Source organism: Mangrovibacter phragmitis (genome assembly GCF_001655675.1).
Lineage (GTDB): Bacteria > Pseudomonadota > Gammaproteobacteria > Enterobacterales > Enterobacteriaceae > Mangrovibacter > Mangrovibacter phragmitis.
The window spans coordinates 67531-88455 of the sequence record NZ_LYRP01000047.1 but is presented as its reverse complement, the minus strand read 5'-3'; the positions used below and the strand labels follow the sequence as shown (position 1 = coordinate 88455).

The window sequence follows — 20925 nt, the reverse complement described above, 5'->3', positions numbered from 1 at the left end:
GCGATTAATATCAGTTGTGGTATTATCGCGCGCAAATTTGCTATCTCTGCTGGAGAATAAGGAATGAAAGTAACGCTGCCCGAGTACAACCGTGCTGGCGTCCTGGTGGTAGGCGATGTCATGCTGGACCGCTACTGGTATGGCCCTACCAGCCGAATTTCCCCTGAAGCGCCTGTTCCGGTGGTGAAAGTTGACACCATAGAAGAACGCCCTGGTGGTGCAGCCAACGTCGCGATGAACATTGCTTCTCTGGGTTCCCGTTCACGCCTGGTTGGCCTGACGGGGATTGATGACGCTGCGCGGGCCTTGAGCCAGTCTCTGGCGGATGTGCATGTTAAATGTGATTTCGTGTCTGTGCCAACCCACCCGACAATCACTAAATTACGTGTATTGTCACGTAATCAGCAGTTGATTCGCCTCGATTTTGAAGAAGGTTTCGAAGGCGTTGATCCGGCGCCGTTGCATGAACGCATTCAGCAGGCTTTGCCTGAAATGGGCGCGATTGTGCTGTCTGACTATGCCAAAGGGGCACTGGCTTCTGTACAGCAAATGATAGCCCTGGCGCGTCAGGCGGGCGTACCCGTATTAATCGACCCGAAAGGCACTGACTTTGAGCGTTACCGCGGGGCAACGTTGTTGACGCCAAACTTATCTGAATTCGAAGCTGTGGTGGGTAAGTGCACTACAGAAGAACAAATTGTTGAACGCGGTTTGAAACTCATTGCTGATTACGACTTGAGTGCTTTGCTGGTAACGCGCTCGGAGCAGGGCATGAGTTTATTGCAACCGGGCAAAGCTCCTTTGCATATGCCCACTCAGGCACAGGAGGTATACGACGTCACTGGTGCCGGGGATACTGTGATTGGCGTGCTGGCCGCGACGCTGGCAGCCGGAAATTCACTGGAAGAAGCCTGCTATTTTGCTAATGCCGCAGCCGGGGTTGTCGTCGGTAAACTCGGTACATCTACAGTTTCGCCAATTGAGCTGGAAAACGCGGTGCGTGGCCGGGCAGAAACCGGCTTTGGCGTGATGAGTGAAGCTGCGCTGAAACAGGCGGTCAGTGATGCCCGTAAACGGGGGGAAAAAGTGGTCATGACGAATGGTGTGTTCGACATACTGCATGCCGGCCATGTTTCCTACCTGGCAAATGCCCGTAAGCTGGGTGACAGGCTGATTGTGGCTGTCAACAGTGATGCCTCGACGCGTCGCCTGAAAGGGGAAACCCGGCCGGTCAATGCGCTGGAGCAGCGTATGATTGTGCTGGCGGCGCTGGAAGCGGTAGACTGGGTTGTTGGGTTTGAAGAAGACACTCCGCAGCGCCTGATAGCCGATATCCTGCCTGATTTACTGGTAAAAGGCGGCGATTACAAACCGGAAGATATTGCCGGGAGTAAAGAAGTTTGGGCAAATGGCGGTGATGTGCTGGTGCTCAACTTTGAAGATGGCTGCTCAACCACCAATATTATTCGTAAAATTCAGAATCAGTGATTCTGAACAGAACCCTGTGAGCCACCAACGGTTGGCAGTCTGTTAATGTTACCAGCCGTTGGTTTTTCAGGGTTATTACTGTTCGTCACTTTCTTGTTTCTGAGTACTTTCAAGTGCGGCAAGGCGTTGTTCCAGCACAGCAAGCTTTTCGCGAGTCCGCAGTAAAACTTGTGTCTGAACATCAAACTCTTCACGGCTCACCATGTCCAGGCGCGTCAGTTGTGACTGCAGCGTCTGGCGGATTTTTTTCTCAACATCTTCACCAAAGTCACGCATGCCTTTAGGCATTGATTCGTGAATCTGACGGGCTATCTGCTCAATTTTTTTTGGATCAATCATTGTCTTTTCCGGCAATAAAGTGAGGTGATTCTTCTATTGTAATCGCTGAATCCGGGGGGATAAACCAGAAATATTTTTAAGCCCGTTGCCGGGTTAGGGGATTGGCGTTATAGTAACTGCGTTTATTCTCAGGGCGGGGCGAAATTCCCCACCGGCGGTAAATCAGCGCCTTGCTGAAAGCCCGCGAGCGCTTCGCTGTCATGGCGGAGGTCAGCAGACTCGGTGTAATTCCGGGGCCGACGGTTAGAGTCCGGATGGGAGAGGATAGCGATCCAGTCGGGTGAAAGCCCGCTCGCGTTATTTATTTGCCTTTTGGCACTCCTAAGACTGCCCTGGTTCTGGTAATCCATAAGTTTAATGAGGTTTCTTACCATGAATCAGACGCTGCTTTCTTCTTTTGGCACGCCTATTGAACGCGTTGAACAAGCGCTTGCTGCATTACGTGAGGGACGTGGTGTAATGGTCCTTGATGACGAAAATCGTGAAAACGAAGGTGACATGATTTTTGCCGCTGAAAATATGACGGTTGAACAAATGGCACTCACCATTCGCCATGGCAGCGGTATCGTTTGTTTGTGTATTACGGATGAACGCCGCAAGCAACTTGACCTGCCTATGATGGTAGAAAATAACACCAGTGCGTTCGGTACCGGTTTTACCGTTACCATTGAAGCTGCTCACGGTGTGACTACCGGTGTTTCTGCGGCCGACAGGCTGACCACGGTACGTGCTGCAATTGCTGATGGCGCAAAACCCAGTGATTTAAACCGCCCGGGGCATGTTTTCCCGTTGCGTGCTCAGGCTGGTGGTGTGCTTACCCGCTGTGGCCACACTGAAGCGACGGTAGATTTAGTTACGCTGGCCGGGTTCAAACCAATGGGTGTGCTGTGTGAACTGACTAACGACGATGGCACTATGGCTCGTGCGCCGGGTTGCATCGAATTTGCTGGTAAACACAACTTAGCGGTTGTCACCATCGAAGATATCGTAGCTTATCGTCAGGCTAATGAGCGTAAAGCCAGCTAACTGGCAATGACTTTTTATTTCCTGTGGCAGCTATTTGGCTGCCACAGTGCTTTTCGGGGCCTGATAGCGTTATGAAACTAGGTAAATCATGATGCCTTCAGTCACAATGCCCAGTGCGGTCCCCAGTAAAATGGATGATGAGGCTGATTCCACATAAGTATCACTGCGTATGGCAAACATCCCGGCAGCTATAGCTGAAGGGGTTGCACCAATAATCACCACTTGCTGCATAAACGTGTGGCTGAGGCCAACAGCCAGCCCGGCGGCAACCATTAATGCAGGCTGGATCAGGTTCTTGATACTGATATTGGTGAGTGTATGTATATTGAAGGCGGGGCGTTCACCATAGAACAGTAACCCCAGAGCAAACAGTGAAATCCCTCCGGCCGTTTTCCCCATCATCTCAATTGGTGACTCCAGCAATGCCGGGATTTTAAGGCCACTCAGGCTCAGCAATACTCCCAGAATAGGGATCCAGACAATAGGGTTGCGAATGGCTTTAAATAAATTCGCGGCTATCATACTGCCCAGTCTGACTGCTTCTGATTCGTTACCTTTCTCCCCCATGCGAATCAGCATAATAGTTAGGGGAATCATCAACACACTGGTTATCAGGTTACCTATCAGGACACCCAGAAAACCTTCCGGGCCAATTAATACCGCCAGCACGGGCGCACCAAAGTAAGCCATATCCGGGAAGGCACACACCAGTGACTGAATTGCACTGGTTTTAATATCATGGCGAAAGACAAATCGTGAAATAAGTAATGCCAACAACCACGAGCCCATCAGGCCAAATACCAGAACGGCCATAAATGGCAGGTTTTGAATTTTCTCTGGATCCGTTTTCAGTGCACCCATAAATAAATGCAAAGGCAGAGCAAAGCGGATAACTACGGTTGCTAATACCGAAGCATCTTCGCGGCGGGTATAACCTAGTTTACCACTTAACCATCCAAGAACCATAATGAACACAAGTGGAAATAATGAGGATAAGAGTAATGTTGGCATAATATTACCTTGTAATTGTATTGAGTGGAAACAACCTGGAGATCACCTTCAGTGATGTTTTCTCATGTTGAGATTTTTCTGGTTAACACACTGAGTGATAAGCCTTTATTTCACTATTTGTAAATGAATAAATAATCGTTATGATGAGCTGAATATATAGTTGCTGTATTCTTTTGTGAGTGATATCAGTCACGGCAAGGGGCTAACATTAATTACTAAAGCCTGTTTAAATTTAATAAAGTAACGGCTGCGTTTTTTTGGTTTGGGAAGATATTTTTTTGTGAATTAACAGAGGTAATCGACAGGGGAAGTTGATGCGGGAAATAAAAAATGCGCCAGTAAATGGCGCATCATTAACAGGTAAGAAAATAAATTAAAATGCCGCGTGTTTATAAGGCTGGTATTCTGCTTTCCAGAACGTTTTATCAATAGCGGAAAGAATAGCATCGTCATCCATTTGTGGTGCGACACCATCCTGTTGCGCGGCTTTTGCCACAGACAGTGCTATTGCTCGAGAAACCTGTTCTATCTCTTCAATAGGAGGCAGTAACTTGCCACGTTCTGTCTGCACCAGTGGTGAATGATCAGCCAGTGTCTGGCTTGCTGCCAGTAGCATACCGTTCGTGACACGGCGTGCTTTCGCTGCCAGAATGCCCAGCCCCAGGCCCGGGAAAATATAGGCATTGTTACATTGGGCAATGTCATAAATATTATCCTGGTAGCATACTGGTGGGAACGGGCTTCCTGTGGCAACCAGTGCAGCGCCTTCCGTCCAGGCAATCAAGTCTTGTGGTTTGGCTTCCGCGCGTGACGTTGGGTTGGACAACGGCATAATAATAGGATGCGGGCAGTGGCGATGCATCTCTTTAACGATTTCTTCACTGAATAACCCCGGTTGCCCGGAGACGCCAATTAACACAGTGGGTTTCGCGTGGCGGACTACATCCATCAGGGAAATTGTTCCGGCTTCATTACCCCAGCCCTGTACTTTTTCCCGGCTGGTGACCAGACGGTGCTGGAAATCCCGCAGGTTTGGCATGTCGTCAGTCAACAGGCCAAAACGGTCCACCATGAAGATTCGTGAACGTGCTTCTTCTTCACTGGCACCATCTGCCACCATACGTGCAACGATAGTTTCCGCAATACCACAGCCTGCGGAGCCTGCACCCAGGAAGGCAATACGCTGGTCGCGCAGTGTTGAACCTTTAGCCTGTGAACCGGCAATCAGTGTACCTAGTGCAACGGCGGCTGTACCCTGAATATCATCGTTAAAGCAGCACAGCTCGTCACGGTAGCGGTTCAGTAATTGTGTGGCGTTATTCTGAGCAAAGTCTTCAAATTGCAGCAGAACATTTGGCCAGCGCTCTTTTACGGCATTGATAAACATATCCATAAATTCACGGTATTCACCATCTGTGATACGTGGGTGGCGCCAACCCATATACAGAGGATCATCCAGGCGCTGGGCATTATTCGTGCCGACATCCAGCATGATGGGCAATGTAGATGCCGGGTTAATACCACCACAGGCTGTGTACAGCGATAATTTACCGATAGGGATGCCCATGCCGCCAATTCCCTGGTCACCAAGGCCGAGAATACGTTCGCCATCAGTCACAACAATGACTTTTATGTCATGGCGGGAAAAGTTTTGCAGCATGTCATCAATACGGTGGCGGTCTGGCCAGGAAATAAATAACCCACGCGCGCGGCGGTAGATATCAGAGAAGTGTTCACAGGCCTCACCCACTGTAGGGGTATAGATGATGGGCATCATCTCTTCGAGGTGTGAGCGCAGCAGGTTATAGAATAATGTCTCGTTAGTATCCTGGATATTTCGCAAATAAATATGGCGGGAGAGGTCGCGTTTAAAGTGATTAAACTGGGACCATGCGCGTTCAGTTTGTTCAGTGATGGTCTCGACTTGTTCAGGCAACAGGCCAATTAAATTTAATGCAATACGCTCTTCATGAGAAAATGCCAGCCCTTTATTTAACAAAGGGTTTTCCAGCAACATAGCCCCAGTATACGGGGTATAAACAGAATTTTTTTTTAACATCTGAATGCTCCAGAGACGATCATACTGCCACGGCGCATAAGAGAAAAAATGTCACCACGTAAATATACGTCTGGCGTATGATGTAGGGGTGTAACGGTTTAATTTAACCCCGATTGTATTCCTCATTTTTGCAGAATTTTAATTACTTTAATTGCATTAAACTTTAATTAGTTTTTTTAGTGTTTTTTGTTTGATTATTATCCAGGGATGGATGGCGGGTAACTATCAACGTGAATCTGCTAACCCATATAACGGTATTAATGCGTTATATAATACCAGATGTTTTATTTTATGTGACGAGGTTAAATATTTCAATAAATGATTGTGGAAAGTATGAGTTAAATATGTATTTAGTTTCCTGCCTTTGTCCGGTGTTTTTGTGCGTTTGCCTGATATTCATTTGATGCCAACACCAGGCGGGTTGCACCCAATAAAAGTGCAGAGCTCCATACCCTGTAATGCAGTCAGGCTTAACCCCATGACCACCATTATGCACAGTGCGCCAATAAATGGTGAACTACCCGCTAACAGAGTCGGAACCAGCGGTACAGGCATAGCACTTAAATTGGATAATGACTGTCATTTTTATCTTTGATTCAGCTGCGTGTCGAGGGCTGTGCGTACGTTTTGCATAATAATATATTCAAAATTTCTGATGATCATCATCATGGTTATCTGCGTTTATTTGCACGCTGAAAGCCGTAATCTGGCAGTAAGTAATCTGACACGGTAATTAAGGATATAATGATGAACACCTCACGTATGCCTGCACTGTTTGTTGGCCATGGCAGCCCAATGAATGTGCTTGAAGATAACATGTATACCCGCTCCTGGCAGCAACTGGGTAAAACACTACCTCGCCCGAAAGCGATAGTGGTGGTTTCTGCTCACTGGTACACGCGAGGTACTGGCGTTACCGCTATGCCTAATCCAAAGACTATTCATGATTTTGGCGGGTTCCCGCAGGCGCTGTTTGATACGCAATACCCGGCTCCTGGCGCACCGGATTTAGCACAGCACTTAGTGGATTTACTGGCTCCTGCTGCTGTCATTAAAGATGACAGTGCATGGGGGTTTGACCACGGATCATGGGGTGTGGTTATCAAAATGTACCCTGATGCCGATATACCTATGGTACAGCTGAGTATTGATGCTACCCAGTCACCGGTCTGGCACTATGAAATGGGCCGTAAGCTGGCAGCACTGCGTGATGAAGGTATCCTGCTGATAGGTAGCGGCAACGTTGTACACAACCTGCGTACTATTCGCTGGCAGGGTGGGAGTGAGGCTTATCCCTGGGCAACCGCCTTTGACCAGTACGTTCGCGATAATTTGACCTGGAAAGGTGAAGCGCAAGACCACCCGTTGGTTAATTATATGGACCACTCAGGCGCTCAGCTTTCATGCCCGACACCAGATCACTACTTGCCGCTGTTGTATATTTTGGGGGCGTGGGATGGTGAAGAGCCAGTGAGTATTGTTACTGAAGGAATTGAAATGGGTTCTCTGAGTATGCTGTCTGTGCAGGTTGGCGCATAACGACATTGCCACCGGGTACTGTGTCAGAACCCGATGAATACTGAATAAGGCCGCGCCTGATTAACAGGCGCGTGCAGTCATTATTCAGGGGTGAAGCTGTGTGGGTAAAAGCGTGAAAGATCCTGCGTGATCAGTGCCCTGTCTTCCCGTATACCGATCCCGGCGGGTTGGTCATTAATCAGCCAGGATCCAATTAGCGTATAACTGTCACCAAACCTGGGTAATGGGTGGTATTGCTGGACAATCATACCTTCTTCACCATATGGACCCTCCGCCCGGGCTATTTCTTTCCCTTGTTCAATAATCTGGATATTGGCACCTTCGCGGGAGAAAATGGGTTTCACCACGTAGCTCTCCATGGCGGGATGATCATCTGCGGCAAACCAGGCGGGCAAAAGATTCGGGTGCCCTGGAAACATTTCCCACAGCAATGGCAGTAATGCTTTGTTAGATAAAATACTCTTCCAGGCCGGTTCCAGCCAGCGCACACCAGCATCTTCAAGTTTTGTCGAAAACATCTCCCGTAGCATGAACTCCCACGGATAGAGTTTAAACAAATTGCTGATGACCTGGTCCTGCATATCGGTAAACTGACCTTTTTCACCCAGCCCAATTTGATCCATAAACAGGAATTCGGTTGGCAGCCCGGCTTCGGCTGCGCAGTCCTGGAGATACTGCACTGTGCCCCGGTCTTCAATGCTGTCCTGGCAGCAGGCCATGTGAAGCAAATTGAAGCCATACTGTTCGCGCAATACACGAAAACGCTCGATTAACTGCTCTTGCAGGCTGTTGAACTGATCACTTCCCGCAGGCAGGTTACCAGCGTTGATTTGATCTTCCAGCCAGATCCACTGGAAAAACGCAGCTTCATATAATGAGGTTGGTGTATCGGCATTGTTTTCCAGTAGTTTAGGTTCCCCGGTACCACCCCAGGCAAGATCCAGCCTGGAGTAGAGAGACGGCTGGCGGGTTGCCCAGCTTTGGCGTACGAAACCCCGGGTATGGCGCGGGATGCAAAATTTATCCATCAGCGCATCACTGGCAACCACGCGTTCCACGGCTTTCAGGCATAACTGGTGTAATTCAGCAGTAACATCTTCCAGTTTTTCAATTTCCGCCAGGGAGAACTGGTAATATGCATCTTCACACCAGTAGGGCTCGTCATACATGGTGTGAAAGTTGAAACCAAATTCGCGGGCTTTATCCTGCCAGCCTGGACGTTCGGTAATAGGCAGACGTTTCATGACTTAACCACCCATTGTACGACGCGTTGTGCCACTGGTACTGGATCGCTGCATGGACGCTTGTTTGGCGACGCTTTCACCAAAACCACCACGAGTAATTGTGCTGGTAGTTGTGGGTTTCGGCGCCATAGCGGTTTTGGGCACAGTCATGGTGCGCCCAGGCGTTGCTGCGCCGTAGCTTTTACCACTGGCATCTGTGTAACGGCCATAAGCCGGGCTGGAGGGGTTTTTCGAACTGAACAGCGGCTGTTGAGCATAAGAGCCGCCCATCATACGCCCCATCATGTACCCGGCCATTAATGGCATCCAGAAACTCCCACCTGACTGAGCCTGTGCCTGATTGTCACCGGCGACACTCGCCTGGGAGGGCGCAGGCTGGCATTGGCCTTCACCAAATTCGGCAACACAATCCTGACGAGTCGCGTATTTAGGTGCGGTGCGTTCAGCTTCTTTCAGGGCGTTGTTATAGGCTGTTGTACATTGCTGGCTTTCACCTGGATTGGCTGCACTACAGTCATCCGCATTTTGGTAGAGTTTTACTGTTTCATCGCTTTTTTCACAGCCAGCGAGTAAAAATGCTGCCGTAACAACCAGAGCAACTGGCGTCAAATGCCGTGCATTCCAGCTTTTGCGAAAGGCGGCGAGTTGTATTGTTTTGGTCCTTTTCATCATTCTTTTCCTTGCCCAGTGGTAGAGATTACTTGGAGTGCAAAGAATAGAGGAACACTGATTATATTTGAAGCAATGTGCAGAATTGTGGCGTCTTCTTTACGAAGCCTTACGTTTAGAAAAAAAAGAGCCAAAAGGTTCTCTGAGGCTGATAACAAACTTCATGTCCACACAGAACGAGAGGATGTCACCCAATGAGAAACACGGAAACTTAATTCACAGAATTTCGGCTGCTAACTAAAAGAGAGCCAAAAGGCTCTCTTTAGATAAAACAAAATGGCCAATCAGTGGCTCAGCATTTTTTTGCTGCTGGCTCTTTTGACTGTTTTTTGTCCTGTTGTGTCATTGTAACCATCTGCTCTCGCATCCTGCTGCATATTATCGGGCGCAATGCTTTCAGGTGAAGTCGAAACCGGTTTGCTCAGTTCGCTGTTCAGTGTGACCAGATCCTGCTGGTTCAACGTACCCAATGCAGATTTCAGTGTCAGGGTATTGATCAGGTAGTTATAACGTGCGTTGGAGAGTTCCTGCTTGGCGTTATACAATGTAGACGTTGCATCCAGGACATCAACAATAGTACGGGTACCGACAGAGTAACCGGCTTCCATCGCATCCAGTGAGCTTTGTGCCGACACTACTGCCTGTTTATAGGCATTGATGCTGCTGATGGATGCATTGATGTTGTTCCACGCTGAACGGGTGGTTTGCACAACACTGCGGTGAGCACTTTCCAGTGATTCGCTGGCACCCACGAAGTTATATTGCGCCTGTTTCACCTGTGAAGTCACAGACCCACCGCTGTAGAGCGGTAAAGAGAAGCTCAGGCCAACCGAGTTCTGCCCAATGTCTCTGTCTGCATAGTTTGAACCGACAGCGTTATGACCATTGTATTTGGTGTTGGAAACACTACTGGACGCGGTCAGATTCAGGGTAGGCATATGGCCGGTCTGGTAGTAGCGAATTTGTTCACGAGCCAGGTCCTGGTTCAAACGTGCCTGCAATAAAGATAAGTTACGGTTTTCCGCTTCTTTGAGCAGGTTCTGAACGGCCTGAGGCTTGGTGACTTTCATATCCGCAACGTTGACGGAGGCCAGTTCAGGGTAGTAATTGCCGGTAATCTGGCGCAATGATTCCAGTGCATTATCCAGATTGTTACGAGCGGTGACTTCATTAGCCAGAACGCTGTCGTACTGAGCACGGGCGTTTTGTACGTCAGTAATCGCCACTAAACCAACATTAAAACGCTGGGTGGTTTGGTCAAGCTGGCGGTAAATAGACTGTTTTTCCGCTTCAACGTATGACAACGAGTCGATAGCGCTCAATACGTTAAAATACGCTGTTGCGGTATTGAGAATCAGCGCTTGTTCGTCAGACTGGTAGGAGACATCCTGTATTCCCGCCGTTTTTTCCTGGATGGTCAGCGCACGCCATTTTGACATATCGAAAATAACTTGCGTAAGCTGTAAGGACGCGCTGGTGGCATTGGAGTTAATGCCATTGTTGTCACGGTAGCCGTTATTGTAGGTATAGTCGGCTCCCAGGCCCAGTTGAGGTAATAATGGGCTGCGTGATTCATTGATTTTCTCAAATGCCGCATCGCGATCAGCTGCGGATTTACGCAGGTCAGGGTTACTGATACGTGCCTGCTGATAAACCTGCAACAGGTTTTCTGCCTGGCTCATGGTACTGAACGCGATAAAGCTCAGACCGATAAGTGTGGGGAGCAGTTTCTTCATTTGCATTCCTTGTTGTGAAGCAGAAATTGTGTGTAATAACGCTGACTGATGCCAAAAATGATCGCCGATTTTAGCAGGTTCAGCGTTGACAACGTCTTGGCGTTAAGTGCCATCTGCCCTGAAAATTCATCAATCTACCACAGAGTGGTTGAAACAACATTCCTGATGGATTGAAATCAATAAAACAATCACTGTTCGAGCAGGTCTACTGATGGATAAAGAAAACAAAAACATCACAACGTTTACAAAAAACGATGTAGAAATTATTGCACGGGAAACAGTTTGGCGTGGTTTTTTTTCGCTGGATGTCTGGCGTTTTCGTCATCGTATGTTCAATGGCGGAATGAGTGAAGAGGTTCGTCGGGAGATTTTCGAACGTGGCCACGCGGCAGTATTGTTGCCCTATGATCCGGTGCGTGATGAAGTGGTGATTATTGAGCAAATTAGAATTGCTGCTTTTGATACCAGTGAAACCCCATGGCTGTTGGAAATGGTTGCCGGCATGATTGAAGCGGGCGAGTCTCCGGAAGATGTTGTGCGCCGTGAGGCAGAAGAAGAGGCCGGGTTGCATGTGAAGCGTACCCGGCCGGTATTAAGTTACCTGGCAAGCCCTGGCGGAACCAGTGAACGGTTGTCTATTCTGGTCGGAGAGGTGGATGCAATGACTGCGACCGGAGTCCACGGCCTGGCGGAAGAAAATGAAGATATCCGTGTTCATGTCGTCAGCCGGGAAACGGCGTACCAATTAGTTGAGGAAGGGAAAATCGACAACGCCGCATCTGTCATCGCCTTGCAATGGCTGCAGTTGCATTATCAACAATTACGACAAGAGTGGAACGCATGACAATGAAGCGCTATACACCTGATTTTCCTGAGATGATGCGTTTGTGCGAAACAAACTTCGCCCAGTTACGCCGGTTGCTGCCACCTGTTGATGCAATCGGTGAAAAAATCAGCTACCAGGTCAATAGTGCTCAGTATCGGTTAACGATTCTTGAATCAACTCGCTACACTACGCTTGTTGAGATTGAACAAACGCTACCCTCTGTCACATACTGGAGTCTTCCTTCCATGTCTGTCAGGCTCTATCATGACGCCATGGTTGCTGAAGTGTGTTCAAGTCAGCAGATCTTCCGTTTTAAAGCACGTTATGATTATCCTAATAAAAAGTTGCATCAACGCGACGAAAAACATCAAATTAACCAGTTCCTTGCCGATTGGCTACGTTACTGTTTAGCGCATGGAGCGATGGCGATTCCGGTTTGTTAGCGTCGTGAAACCTAAGGACACCATTTGGAAAGCCTGTTGACAATACCTGCTGCTGATGAAGCCAGTATCAGGATACTACAAATTACTGACACCCATTTATTTGCCGGGAAAGATGAAACGCTGTTGGGCGTTAACACCTGGTCAAGTTATCGGGCAGTACTGGCGGCCATCCACAAAGAAGCCCGTCCGTTCGACCTGATAGTTGCCACAGGGGATTTAGCACAGGATCAGAGCAACGAAGCTTATCAGCACTTCGCTGAAGGGGTTTCTTCGTTGGCGGTACCTTGTGTCTGGCTGCCTGGCAATCATGATTTTCAACCCGCGATGTTCAGTTCGCTGAAAGAATCGGGTATTTCGTCTTCAAAGCAGGTACTGGCAGGGAAAAGCTGGCAGGTTTTGCTGCTTGATAGCCAGGTTTTCGGTGTGCCTCATGGTGAGCTGAGCGAGTACCAGCTTGAGTGGCTGGAAAAAAAACTGGCTGAAAACCCTGACAGGCAAACTTTGTTACTGTTGCATCATCATCCTCTGCCTGCCGGATGCAGCTGGCTTGATCAACACAGCCTGCGTAATGCCCAGGCACTTGATGATGTGTTGCAACGTTATACCGGGGTGAAACATTTGCTGTGTGGGCATATTCACCAGGAAATGGATGTGGACTGGAATGGGCGCCGGATGATGGCTACGCCGTCCACCTGTGTGCAGTTCAAACCACATTGCGCCAATTTTACACTGGACACGGTTGCGCCGGGCTGGCGCTGGATAACACTGCATCCGGATGGTTCGTTGACAACTGAAGTTTGTCGTTTGTCGGGCAGCGCGTTCAGCCCCGATACTGATTCTGAAGGTTATTAATGGCCACTCTTCTTTATCTCCATGGTTTCAACAGCTCACCGCGTTCGGCAAAAGCCACCAGTATGAAAAACTGGTTGGCTGAGCACCACCCGGATATCACCATGGTTATCCCTCAGTTACCTCCTTACCCGGCCGATGCTGCAGAAATGCTTGAATCTATTGTAATGGCCAGAGGGGGAGAACCGATGGGTATTGTGGGTTCATCATTAGGTGGGTATTACGCCACCTGGTTGTCGCAATGTTTTATGTTGCCTGCGGTGGTTGTGAATCCGGCTGTACGCCCTTTTGAATTACTGGCAGATTTTCTCGGAGACAATGAGAACCCATACACCGGCCAGCAATATGTGCTAGAGTCTCGCCATATTTATGATCTCAAAGTTATGCAGGTTGACCCGCTGGAAGCACCCGATTTGCTTTGGTTGCTACAGCAAACGGGTGATGAAGTGCTGGATTACCGCCAGGCAGTGGCTTATTACGCCCCTTGCCGCCAGCTCATTGAAGAGGGGGGTAATCATGCATTCACCGGCTTTGAACATCATTTCACACAGATTATTGATTTCCTGGGGCTGAGTTAGTACCAGGTATCTTCTTCCTTAGTTGAGCAGCGAAAAACCATGACGCAATCCTATAACGCTGATGCCATTGAGGTACTTACCGGGCTTGAGCCGGTTCGCCGTCGCCCGGGTATGTACACTGACACCACGCGCCCTAACCACCTTGGTCAGGAGGTTATTGATAACAGCGTGGATGAAGCGCTGGCAGGCCATGCCAAAAAAGTTGACGTAATTCTCCATGCCGATCAGTCGCTGGAAGTTATTGATGACGGGCGCGGCATGCCTGTCGATATTCACCCGGAAGAAGGTGTTCCGGCGGTTGAGCTTATCCTGTGCCGCTTGCACGCCGGGGGAAAATTCTCCAATAAGAACTACCAGTTTTCTGGTGGGTTACATGGGGTGGGCATCTCTGTTGTCAACGCGTTATCCAAACGGGTTGAAGTGACAGTTAAGCGTGATGGTCAGGTGTATGGCATTGCGTTTGAGAATGGCGATAAAGCTGAAGAACTGCATGTAAAAGGGACCTGCGGTAAACGCAATACCGGCACCAGCGTGCATTTCTGGCCTGATGAACAATTTTTTGACAGCCCGCGTTTCTCTGTCTCTCGCCTGTCGCATTTGCTGAAAGCAAAAGCAGTACTGTGTCCTGGTGTGGAAATCACCTTTCGCGATGAAGTGAACAACACTGAACAGCGTTGGTGTTACCAGGATGGCCTGACAGACTACCTGAGTGAAGCCGTTAATGGTTTGGTGACGCTGCCGGAGAAACCCTTTGTAGGTAATTTCTCTGGTGAAACCGAAGCCGTTGACTGGGCGCTACTGTGGCTGCCGGAAGGCGGCGAGCTGCTGACTGAAAGCTATGTCAACCTGATCCCTACCATGCTGGGTGGGACCCATGTTAATGGCCTGCGCCAGGGGTTGCTGGATGGTATCCGCGAGTTTTGTGAATTCCGCAATATTCTGCCGCGTGGTGTGAAATTATCTGCTGATGATATTTGGGAACGTTGTGCTTACGTCCTGTCGGTCAAAATGCAGGACCCTCAGTTTGCCGGGCAAACCAAAGAACGTTTGTCATCTCGCCAGTGTGCGGCATTTGTTTCTGGTGTGGTAAAAGATGCTTTCAGCTTATGGCTGAACCAGAACGTGCAGGCGGCAGAACAACTGGCTGAGCTGGCGATTGCCAGCGCGCAGCGCCGGCTGAGAGCGGCCAAAAAAGTTGTACGTAAGAAACTGACCAGCGGCCCGGCACTGCCTGGTAAACTGGCAGACTGTACTGCCCAGGATTTGCATCGTACTGAGCTTTTTCTGGTGGAAGGGGATTCCGCTGGCGGTTCTGCCAAACAGGCGCGCGACCGCGAGTATCAGGCCATCATGCCTTTGAAAGGTAAGATCCTGAATACCTGGGAAGTGTCTTCAGACGAAGTGCTGGGCTCCCAGGAAGTGCATGATATTTCTGTCGCCATTGGTATTGATCCCGACAGCGATGATTTAACGCAACTGCGCTACGGTAAGATTTGTATCCTGGCGGATGCAGACTCCGATGGTCTGCACATTGCTACATTACTTTGTGCGCTGTTTGTGCGCCATTTCCGCCCGCTGGTGAAGGCAGGCCATGTGTATGTCGCTATGCCACCACTGTATCGTATCGACCTGGGTAAAGAAGTCTATTACGCCCTGACTGACGAAGAAAAAGATGGGGTTATGGAGCAACTTAAGCGTAAACGTGGTAAACCAAATGTTCAGCGCTTTAAAGGATTGGGTGAAATGAACCCACTACAGTTACGTGAAACAACGCTGGATCCCAATACCCGCCGCCTGGTGCAGTTAACCATTAGCGATGACGATGAAGAACGAACCCAGTCGATGATGGATATGTTATTGGCGAAAAAACGTTCTGAAGACCGCCGAAACTGGTTGCAGGAAAAAGGCGATATGGTGGATATTGAGGTCTGATTTATTGCCGGTTAACAACCCTGATGATAGAGGCGTAAAGCCTTATCTCAGGGTTTTTTATGCCCGTTGGAGCGTATTTGTTCATCAGTATAAGCGCATTGCCTCATAATGATGCAACCGCAGATTCACTGATCGATAACGCCTGCATAAATAAATTAATTATCGGATTAATTTTTTTTCCTTTCTTCAGCATCAGGTAGAAAGGCGTTTTTGCCACCAGTTTTTCATTACTGAGTTCCTGTAATAAACCCCGATCAATATAGCTTTGCGCATAATGTTCTGGAAGATAACCAATAAAGTGTCCGGTTAATATTAACATGGCGACTGATTCAACCTGAACAGCCTGTATTTTTGTGTCGTGAACAGGCAGGAGGCTACTGCTATCGCGGTGTGAAACATACATGTGATTAATCATTTTTTGTTGTTTTATTATATCAATAGACACGTTATTTTTCTCTTCTTCATTAAATAGTTGGTGAGAGGAGGAACAATAAATTTTCGAAATTTCGTGATATAAAATAAAATACTCAAATGCTTCTTTTTTTTCATATACGGGGCCGATCCCGCAATGATAACGCCCCTCGCTAATACCCCTTTCTATATCTTCTAATTGCGATGTTTGCAGACGGATATTTACTTTTGGTGCATTCTGGTGCAATTGTTGCACCGCTTTGGTGACAGGCGACTGAGTATCAGAAATAGTATTATCGACCACGCTAATCGCAATATCGCCGAGAACTTCATTGCGACTACTGTGAACCCTCTCACGGAAAGTATTAAGTGAAACAAAGAGTTCCAGCGTTGCCTGGTATACATTTACGCCGTATTCTGTCAGTTCAAAGCCTTCTCGCCCACGGCTGCATAATGTCATCCCAAGGCGTATTTCAAGGTCGGAAACCTGTTTGCTAATTGCAGCAAGGCCAATATTCAGCTCATGGCTGGCCGCCGTCATTCCTCCGGCTTCCACCACACATTTAAAAACCCGCAGCAATTTTAGGTCGATGTTATTTAATGAAAGAGTTGTTCCATCATTACGATTCATCGCGCTGTTTCCATTGCCCGGATTTGCCATGTTTCCATAATGAGAAACTTTACTTTCCATTTTTACTATTTAACTCCGTAAATATTGCGGTAAAAGTACAGTGAACATGAAATGAATTAAGTTTTCCAGTGATAGTAAAAATAAGTTTTTATTATTGCCGGAGACGAACTCATTTATCACCGTCTTGAAAGGGAAACAGCATGTCTGAAAATGCAGAGCGCCTTTGGGGAGCGCGTTTTAAATCCGCTCCAGCCGCCAGCCTGAGTGCGTTATCACGCAGCCCGGAGCACTATTTCTCACTGGCTCCCTACGATCTCGCCGGGTGTCGGGCCCATGCCAGAGAGCTGGAAAGAGCCGGGCTGCTCAGCGCTGAAGAGTTATCAGCCATGCTGGTGGCGATTGACAAGCTGGACCAGGATTTTCGAGCCGGACTGGTTTCACCAATTACTGCGGATGAAGACGTTCATACATTTATTGAACGTGTACTGGTTGAACGCCTGGGGGAATTGGGCGGGAAGTTACGCGCTGGCCGTTCTCGTAATGACCAGACAGTGAATGATTTGCGTCTCTACCTGCGGGATAACGGGCGTCGTGTTGCCAGTGCATTGCTGGAGTTACAACAGGCGCTAATGGGCCAGGCAGCCCGACATCTTCACAGTGTTGCTCCGGGTTTTACTCACCTCCAGCAGGCCCAGCCCATTGTTTTTGGGCACCAGTTGCTGGCTCACGCTCAGGCTTTCGCCCGGGATATTTCACGTATGCAGGACTGGGATCAGCGCAGTGCATACTGCCCTCTGGGTGCCGCAGCAATGGCAGGTTCAGCTATTGCCCGCCAACCCGAACTTGCAGCTCAGGAACTGGGGTATATCGCAGCCTGTGAAAACTCCATTGATGCCGTTGCCAGCCGTGACTTTGCTGCGGAGTTTTTGTTTGTGACTGCCATGATAGCTGTCAACCTGTCGCGCTTGTGCGAGGAAGTCTGCCTCTGGTCATCTCGCCAGTTCCGCTGGGTGGAGCTGGATGACAGCTATGCTACTGGCAGCTCGATTATGCCGCAGAAGAAAAACCCGGATATTGCCGAGCTGACGCGTGGGCGCAGTGGGCGTCTGGTCGGTAACCTGATGGCATTACTGACTACTATGAAAGCGATGCCACTCTCCTACAACCGGGATTTAAGTGATGACAAGCGTAATGTCATTGATGCAGTAGAAACCCTGTTGCTGGTCCTGCCTGCCATGTCTGGCATGGTTGCCACCCTGAAATTCGATACACAGAGAATGGCGCAGCAGGCGCCGGAAGGCTTTACCCTGGCAACAGAGGTGGCGGACTGGCTGGCCATGCGCGGGGTGCCATTTAAGCATGCTCATGAAATTACCGGCCAACTGGTACAACTGTGCGAACAACAGCAGTGCGGGCTGGATGCACTGAGCGATGCCGAACTGAAATCGGTAGATGAGCGCCTGACGCCTGACGTTCGTGATGCCCTGACACTGGATGCGGCATTAGCGGCCCGCCACGGTTTCGGTGGCACCGCACCGCACTGTGTTGAACAACAGTTAGCCCGCCTGCAAACGCTGACCGAATCCCAGCTAAGCTGGACCCGGAATTACACTGGGCCGCGAGCCTGAAGGAGGCAGGATGGAACAATCAACCCCGCTTACAACATCATCACCGGCGCACAACAGCCACACACAATATGACCTGGACAAATACCAGGTCGTCCCGCGCCGCTATTATGGGCGAATTACTGCCTCGGTTGTGATTTTGCTCCTGGTGGCAATGCTGGTGAATGCTTTTGCCCACGGCAATATTGAATGGCGTTATGTCGGCCAGTTTTTTACTGCCACAGCCATTCTTCAGGGGGTGATGAACACTCTGATTATGTCGATTTTAGCCATGATGCTGGGCGTGGTTTTTGGTGTGGTGGCGGCAATTATGTATATGTCGCCCAACCCGGTGTTGCATTACATCGCAGTGGCCTATGCCTGGATTTTTCGGGGCACCCCACTGATTCTGCAATTGCTGCTGTGGTTCAACCTCGCGCTGGTATTCCCGGTGATTTCTATTCCCGGCCTGTTCAGTGTGCAGACCGTACATGTCATGACACCATTCCTGGCTGCTTTGCTGGGGCTGAGTATCAACCAGGGCGCGTATACCTCTGAAGTGGTTCGCGCCGGGTTGTTGTCTGTGGATATTGGCCAGTATGAAGCGGCGAAATCCATTGGTATGCCGCGCCTGCAGGCTTTACGCCGCATTATTTTGCCTCAGGCGATGCGAGTTATTCTGCCGCCTATTGGTAATGAATTTATCAGCATGATCAAAACGACCAGTCTGGCGAGCATGATTCAGTATTCCGAATTGCTCTACAACACGCAAAACATCTACTTCGCTAACGCGCGTGTGATGGAGCTGCTGTTTGTGGCGGGGATTTGGTACCTGATGATTGTCACGGTGCTCTCTTTTGGCCAAAGCCAACTGGAGCGTTATTTCTCCCGCGGTCATCGCCGCCGCCAGTAACTGGAGTTCCTCATGAGAAACATTGTTCGCGCCATGAAGGTGAACAAATATTTTGACCAGTTCCACGCGCTGAAAGATGTCAGTCTGGAAGTGAATTACGGCGAGGTGATGTGCATTCTCGGGCCATCGGGCTCAGGGAAAAGTACCTTTCTGCGTTGTATTAACCAACTTGAAAAGGTGGACCGTGGTGGGATCTGGATAGATAACGAGTTGGCTGGTTATCGCATTGCAGGCGACAAGCTCTATCCACTCAATGACAAACAAATTGCCCGCCAGCGCCTGCATACCGGCATGGTCTTCCAGCGTTTTAACTTATTTCCCCATAAGACTGCGCTGGAGAATATCACTGAAGGCCCATGCAATGTGTTATTGCGCCCAAAACGCGAAGCAACTGAAGAGGCGATGGCATTACTGGAGCGGGTTGGTTTGGCAAACAAAGCACACGCCTACCCACAGTCGCTCTCTGGCGGGCAACAACAGCGCGTTGCCATAGCCCGGGCACTGGCAATGAAACCAAAACTGATGTTGTTTGATGAACCCACTTCGGCACTGGATCCCGAAATGGTGGGGGAAGTGTTGGCTGTCATGCGTCAACTGGCGCAGGAGGGCACAACAATGCTGGTGGTGACCCATGAAATGGGCTTTGCCCGCGAGGTTGCCAACCAGGTGGTGTTTATGGATGAAGGCCAGATTATTGAGCAGGGCGCACCAGAAGAGATTCTGCTCAACCCGCGTAACCCGCGAATGAAAAATTTCATTAATGCCATTCTCCTTTAATTAACCGGGGTAAACCATGAAAAACCTGTTTCTGAGCGTGATAGCAACTGCACTCGTTGTCCAGTCCTCCAGCAGCTGGGCGGCAACGGAATTGCCAGCATCCATCAAGGCAAAAGGCGAAATTACCGTGGCAATTATGCCGAACTACCCGCCAATGGATTTTAAAGACCCGGCCAGCAATCAGTTAACTGGTGTGGATTACGACCTGGGCGTAGCCATTGGCAAAGAGCTGGGTATCAAAGTGAACTGGCAGGAAATCGCTTTTGAGCAGATGGTCAATGCTGTGGTAACCAAACGCGTCGATATGGTGATGTCAGGGATGACAGATACCAAAGAACGCCAGAAAGTGGTCGATTTTATTGACTACTTCAAAACCGGCCCACAGTTTTACACGCTGACCGCCCGTCAGGATCTCCAGCATGATATTGATTTGTGTGGCAAACATGTTGGCACCAGCCGCCGCACTACATTCCCGCAGGAAATTGCTAACTGGAGCAAAGCTCATTGCGAAGCTGCGGGGAAACCGGCTGTTGTGGTTGTGGGTACTGAAGGTAGCGCTGATGCGCGCACGCAGTTACGCCAGCGCCGCCTGGATGCAGCCGTGCAGGGGAGCGAAACGCTGCCTTACATTATGAGCCTCGAAAAAGGAACCTTTAAGCCACTGGATAAAGCATTCGCTTTCCAGTACACCGGGATGGCGATTGGCAAGGACAACACTGCATTACGCGATGCCATTCAGGGCGCGCTGAATGACATGATAGCCAATGGTACCTACCAAAAAATCCTCACTAAATGGGGCTTATCAGATAACGGCGTAGCCAAAGCCACCGTCAACCAGGGCTGAATCAGG

General features: G+C 49.3%; 19 protein-coding genes and 1 riboswitch. Of the genes, 12 read left to right on the top strand and 7 right to left on the bottom strand.

The features are described from left to right. Positions 1–63: 63 nt before the first annotated feature. Positions 64–1488, top strand: a complete 1425-nt coding sequence (hldE, locus tag A9B99_RS19340) for a bifunctional D-glycero-beta-D-manno-heptose-7-phosphate kinase/D-glycero-beta-D-manno-heptose 1-phosphate adenylyltransferase HldE (RefSeq protein WP_064600427.1) — start codon at positions 64–66, stop codon at positions 1486–1488. A 75-nt stretch (positions 1489–1563) separates the two neighbouring features. On the opposite strand, the gene ubiK is transcribed toward hldE, so the two are convergent. Continuing rightward, positions 1564–1827, bottom strand: a complete 264-nt coding sequence (gene ubiK / locus A9B99_RS19335) for a ubiquinone biosynthesis accessory factor UbiK (protein ID WP_064600425.1) — start codon at positions 1825–1827, stop codon at positions 1564–1566. Positions 1828–1947: 120 nt separating this feature from the next. Further along, positions 1948–2097, top strand: a riboswitch (FMN riboswitch). 102 nt (positions 2098–2199) lie between these two features. Here ubiK and ribB point away from each other — a divergent pair. Beyond that, positions 2200–2853: a 3,4-dihydroxy-2-butanone-4-phosphate synthase gene (gene ribB / locus A9B99_RS19330; RefSeq protein WP_064600423.1), complete on the top strand. Its 654-nt coding sequence runs from the start codon at positions 2200–2202 to the stop codon at positions 2851–2853. A gap of 69 nt (positions 2854–2922) precedes the next feature. Here ribB and A9B99_RS19325 read toward each other — a convergent pair whose 3' ends face one another. Next, positions 2923–3864: an AEC family transporter gene (locus A9B99_RS19325; protein ID WP_064600421.1), complete on the bottom strand. Its 942-nt coding sequence runs from the start codon at positions 3862–3864 to the stop codon at positions 2923–2925. A gap of 373 nt (positions 3865–4237) precedes the next feature. After that, positions 4238–5923, bottom strand: a complete 1686-nt coding sequence (locus tag A9B99_RS19320) for an NAD-dependent malic enzyme (protein WP_064600419.1) — start codon at positions 5921–5923, stop codon at positions 4238–4240. 747 nt (positions 5924–6670) lie between these two features. On the opposite strand from A9B99_RS19320, the gene ygiD reads away from it, so the two are divergent. Further along, the gene (gene ygiD / locus A9B99_RS19315; RefSeq protein WP_064600418.1) at positions 6671–7462 is read left to right on the top strand and encodes a 4,5-DOPA-extradiol-dioxygenase; all 792 of its coding nucleotides are present in this window, start codon (positions 6671–6673) and stop codon (positions 7460–7462) included. Between the two features lie 80 nt (positions 7463–7542). Here ygiD and A9B99_RS19310 read toward each other — a convergent pair whose 3' ends face one another. The 3 genes from A9B99_RS19310 to tolC form a co-directional block, all read right to left on the bottom strand. Continuing rightward, on the bottom strand, positions 7543–8706 hold the full coding sequence (locus A9B99_RS19310; protein ID WP_064600416.1) for a glutathionylspermidine synthase family protein: 1164 nt from the start codon (positions 8704–8706) through the stop codon (positions 7543–7545). A gap of 3 nt (positions 8707–8709) precedes the next feature. Next, positions 8710–9375 (bottom strand): DUF1190 family protein, encoded by a 666-nt coding sequence (locus A9B99_RS19305; protein WP_064600415.1) that lies wholly within the window; start codon positions 9373–9375, stop codon positions 8710–8712. A 284-nt stretch (positions 9376–9659) separates the two neighbouring features. Continuing rightward, positions 9660–11111 (bottom strand): outer membrane channel protein TolC, encoded by a 1452-nt coding sequence (gene tolC / locus A9B99_RS19300; RefSeq protein ID WP_064600413.1) that lies wholly within the window; start codon positions 11109–11111, stop codon positions 9660–9662. A gap of 211 nt (positions 11112–11322) precedes the next feature. Here tolC and nudF point away from each other — a divergent pair, with 211 nt between their 5' ends. The 5 genes from nudF to parE are packed head-to-tail and all read left to right on the top strand — an operon-like array spanning position 11323 to position 15739. Continuing rightward, positions 11323–11955: an ADP-ribose diphosphatase gene (gene nudF / locus A9B99_RS19295; protein ID WP_064600410.1), complete on the top strand. Its 633-nt coding sequence runs from the start codon at positions 11323–11325 to the stop codon at positions 11953–11955. Between the two features lie 2 nt (positions 11956–11957). Further along, positions 11958–12380, top strand: coding sequence for a DUF1249 family protein (locus A9B99_RS19290; protein WP_036105661.1), 423 nt, complete (start codon positions 11958–11960; stop codon positions 12378–12380). A gap of 24 nt (positions 12381–12404) precedes the next feature. After that, the gene (gene cpdA, locus A9B99_RS19285; RefSeq protein WP_064600409.1) at positions 12405–13232 is read left to right on the top strand and encodes a 3',5'-cyclic-AMP phosphodiesterase; all 828 of its coding nucleotides are present in this window, start codon (positions 12405–12407) and stop codon (positions 13230–13232) included. After that, positions 13232–13807, top strand: a complete 576-nt coding sequence (gene yqiA / locus A9B99_RS19280) for an esterase YqiA (RefSeq protein WP_064600408.1) — start codon at positions 13232–13234, stop codon at positions 13805–13807. The genes cpdA and yqiA overlap by 1 nt, the downstream gene beginning before the upstream one ends. A 39-nt stretch (positions 13808–13846) precedes the next feature. Further along, positions 13847–15739, top strand: a complete 1893-nt coding sequence (parE, locus tag A9B99_RS19275) for a DNA topoisomerase IV subunit B (RefSeq protein WP_064600407.1) — start codon at positions 13847–13849, stop codon at positions 15737–15739. Between the two features lie 103 nt (positions 15740–15842). On the opposite strand, the gene A9B99_RS19270 is transcribed toward parE, so the two are convergent. After that, entirely contained in the window at positions 15843–16841 is a 999-nt protein-coding gene (locus A9B99_RS19270; RefSeq protein ID WP_064600405.1) for a LysR family transcriptional regulator, read from the bottom strand. A gap of 140 nt (positions 16842–16981) precedes the next feature. On the opposite strand from A9B99_RS19270, the gene argH reads away from it, so the two are divergent. Genes argH through A9B99_RS19250 form a run of 4 tightly spaced genes read left to right on the top strand, consistent with a single transcriptional unit; the run spans position 16982 to position 20919 of the window. Next, positions 16982–18409: an argininosuccinate lyase gene (gene argH, locus A9B99_RS19265; RefSeq protein ID WP_064600403.1), complete on the top strand. Its 1428-nt coding sequence runs from the start codon at positions 16982–16984 to the stop codon at positions 18407–18409. Between the two features lie 10 nt (positions 18410–18419). Continuing rightward, positions 18420–19298: an amino acid ABC transporter permease gene (locus tag A9B99_RS19260; RefSeq protein ID WP_064600401.1), complete on the top strand. Its 879-nt coding sequence runs from the start codon at positions 18420–18422 to the stop codon at positions 19296–19298. Positions 19299–19310: 12 nt separating this feature from the next. After that, positions 19311–20075, top strand: coding sequence for an amino acid ABC transporter ATP-binding protein (locus A9B99_RS19255; RefSeq protein WP_064600399.1), 765 nt, complete (start codon positions 19311–19313; stop codon positions 20073–20075). Positions 20076–20091: 16 nt separating this feature from the next. Then, on the top strand, positions 20092–20919 hold the full coding sequence (locus A9B99_RS19250; protein WP_064600398.1) for an ABC transporter substrate-binding protein: 828 nt from the start codon (positions 20092–20094) through the stop codon (positions 20917–20919). The last annotated feature ends 6 nt before the right edge of the window (positions 20920–20925 follow it).

What these genes read in the sequence shown, in the direction of transcription:
- hldE (WP_064600427.1), top strand. Translation starts at nt 64, where the DNA reads ATGAAAGTAACGCTGCCCGAGTACAACCGTGCTGGCGTCCTGGTGGTA.
- ubiK (WP_064600425.1), bottom strand. Translation starts at nt 1,827, where the DNA reads ATGATTGATCCAAAAAAAATTGAGCAGATAGCCCGTCAGATTCACGAA.
- ribB (WP_064600423.1), top strand. Translation starts at nt 2,200, where the DNA reads ATGAATCAGACGCTGCTTTCTTCTTTTGGCACGCCTATTGAACGCGTT.
- A9B99_RS19325 (WP_064600421.1), bottom strand. Translation starts at nt 3,864, where the DNA reads ATGCCAACATTACTCTTATCCTCATTATTTCCACTTGTGTTCATTATG.
- A9B99_RS19320 (WP_064600419.1), bottom strand. Translation starts at nt 5,923, where the DNA reads ATGTTAAAAAAAAATTCTGTTTATACCCCGTATACTGGGGCTATGTTG.
- ygiD (WP_064600418.1), top strand. Translation starts at nt 6,671, where the DNA reads ATGAACACCTCACGTATGCCTGCACTGTTTGTTGGCCATGGCAGCCCA.
- A9B99_RS19310 (WP_064600416.1), bottom strand. Translation starts at nt 8,706, where the DNA reads ATGAAACGTCTGCCTATTACCGAACGTCCAGGCTGGCAGGATAAAGCC.
- A9B99_RS19305 (WP_064600415.1), bottom strand. Translation starts at nt 9,375, where the DNA reads ATGAAAAGGACCAAAACAATACAACTCGCCGCCTTTCGCAAAAGCTGG.
- tolC (WP_064600413.1), bottom strand. Translation starts at nt 11,111, where the DNA reads ATGAAGAAACTGCTCCCCACACTTATCGGTCTGAGCTTTATCGCGTTC.
- nudF (WP_064600410.1), top strand. Translation starts at nt 11,323, where the DNA reads ATGGATAAAGAAAACAAAAACATCACAACGTTTACAAAAAACGATGTA.
- A9B99_RS19290 (WP_036105661.1), top strand. Translation starts at nt 11,958, where the DNA reads ATGAAGCGCTATACACCTGATTTTCCTGAGATGATGCGTTTGTGCGAA.
- yqiA (WP_064600408.1), top strand. Translation starts at nt 13,232, where the DNA reads ATGGCCACTCTTCTTTATCTCCATGGTTTCAACAGCTCACCGCGTTCG.
- parE (WP_064600407.1), top strand. Translation starts at nt 13,847, where the DNA reads ATGACGCAATCCTATAACGCTGATGCCATTGAGGTACTTACCGGGCTT.
- A9B99_RS19270 (WP_064600405.1), bottom strand. Translation starts at nt 16,841, where the DNA reads ATGGAAAGTAAAGTTTCTCATTATGGAAACATGGCAAATCCGGGCAAT.
- argH (WP_064600403.1), top strand. Translation starts at nt 16,982, where the DNA reads ATGTCTGAAAATGCAGAGCGCCTTTGGGGAGCGCGTTTTAAATCCGCT.
- A9B99_RS19260 (WP_064600401.1), top strand. Translation starts at nt 18,420, where the DNA reads ATGGAACAATCAACCCCGCTTACAACATCATCACCGGCGCACAACAGC.
- A9B99_RS19255 (WP_064600399.1), top strand. Translation starts at nt 19,311, where the DNA reads ATGAGAAACATTGTTCGCGCCATGAAGGTGAACAAATATTTTGACCAG.
- A9B99_RS19250 (WP_064600398.1), top strand. Translation starts at nt 20,092, where the DNA reads ATGAAAAACCTGTTTCTGAGCGTGATAGCAACTGCACTCGTTGTCCAG.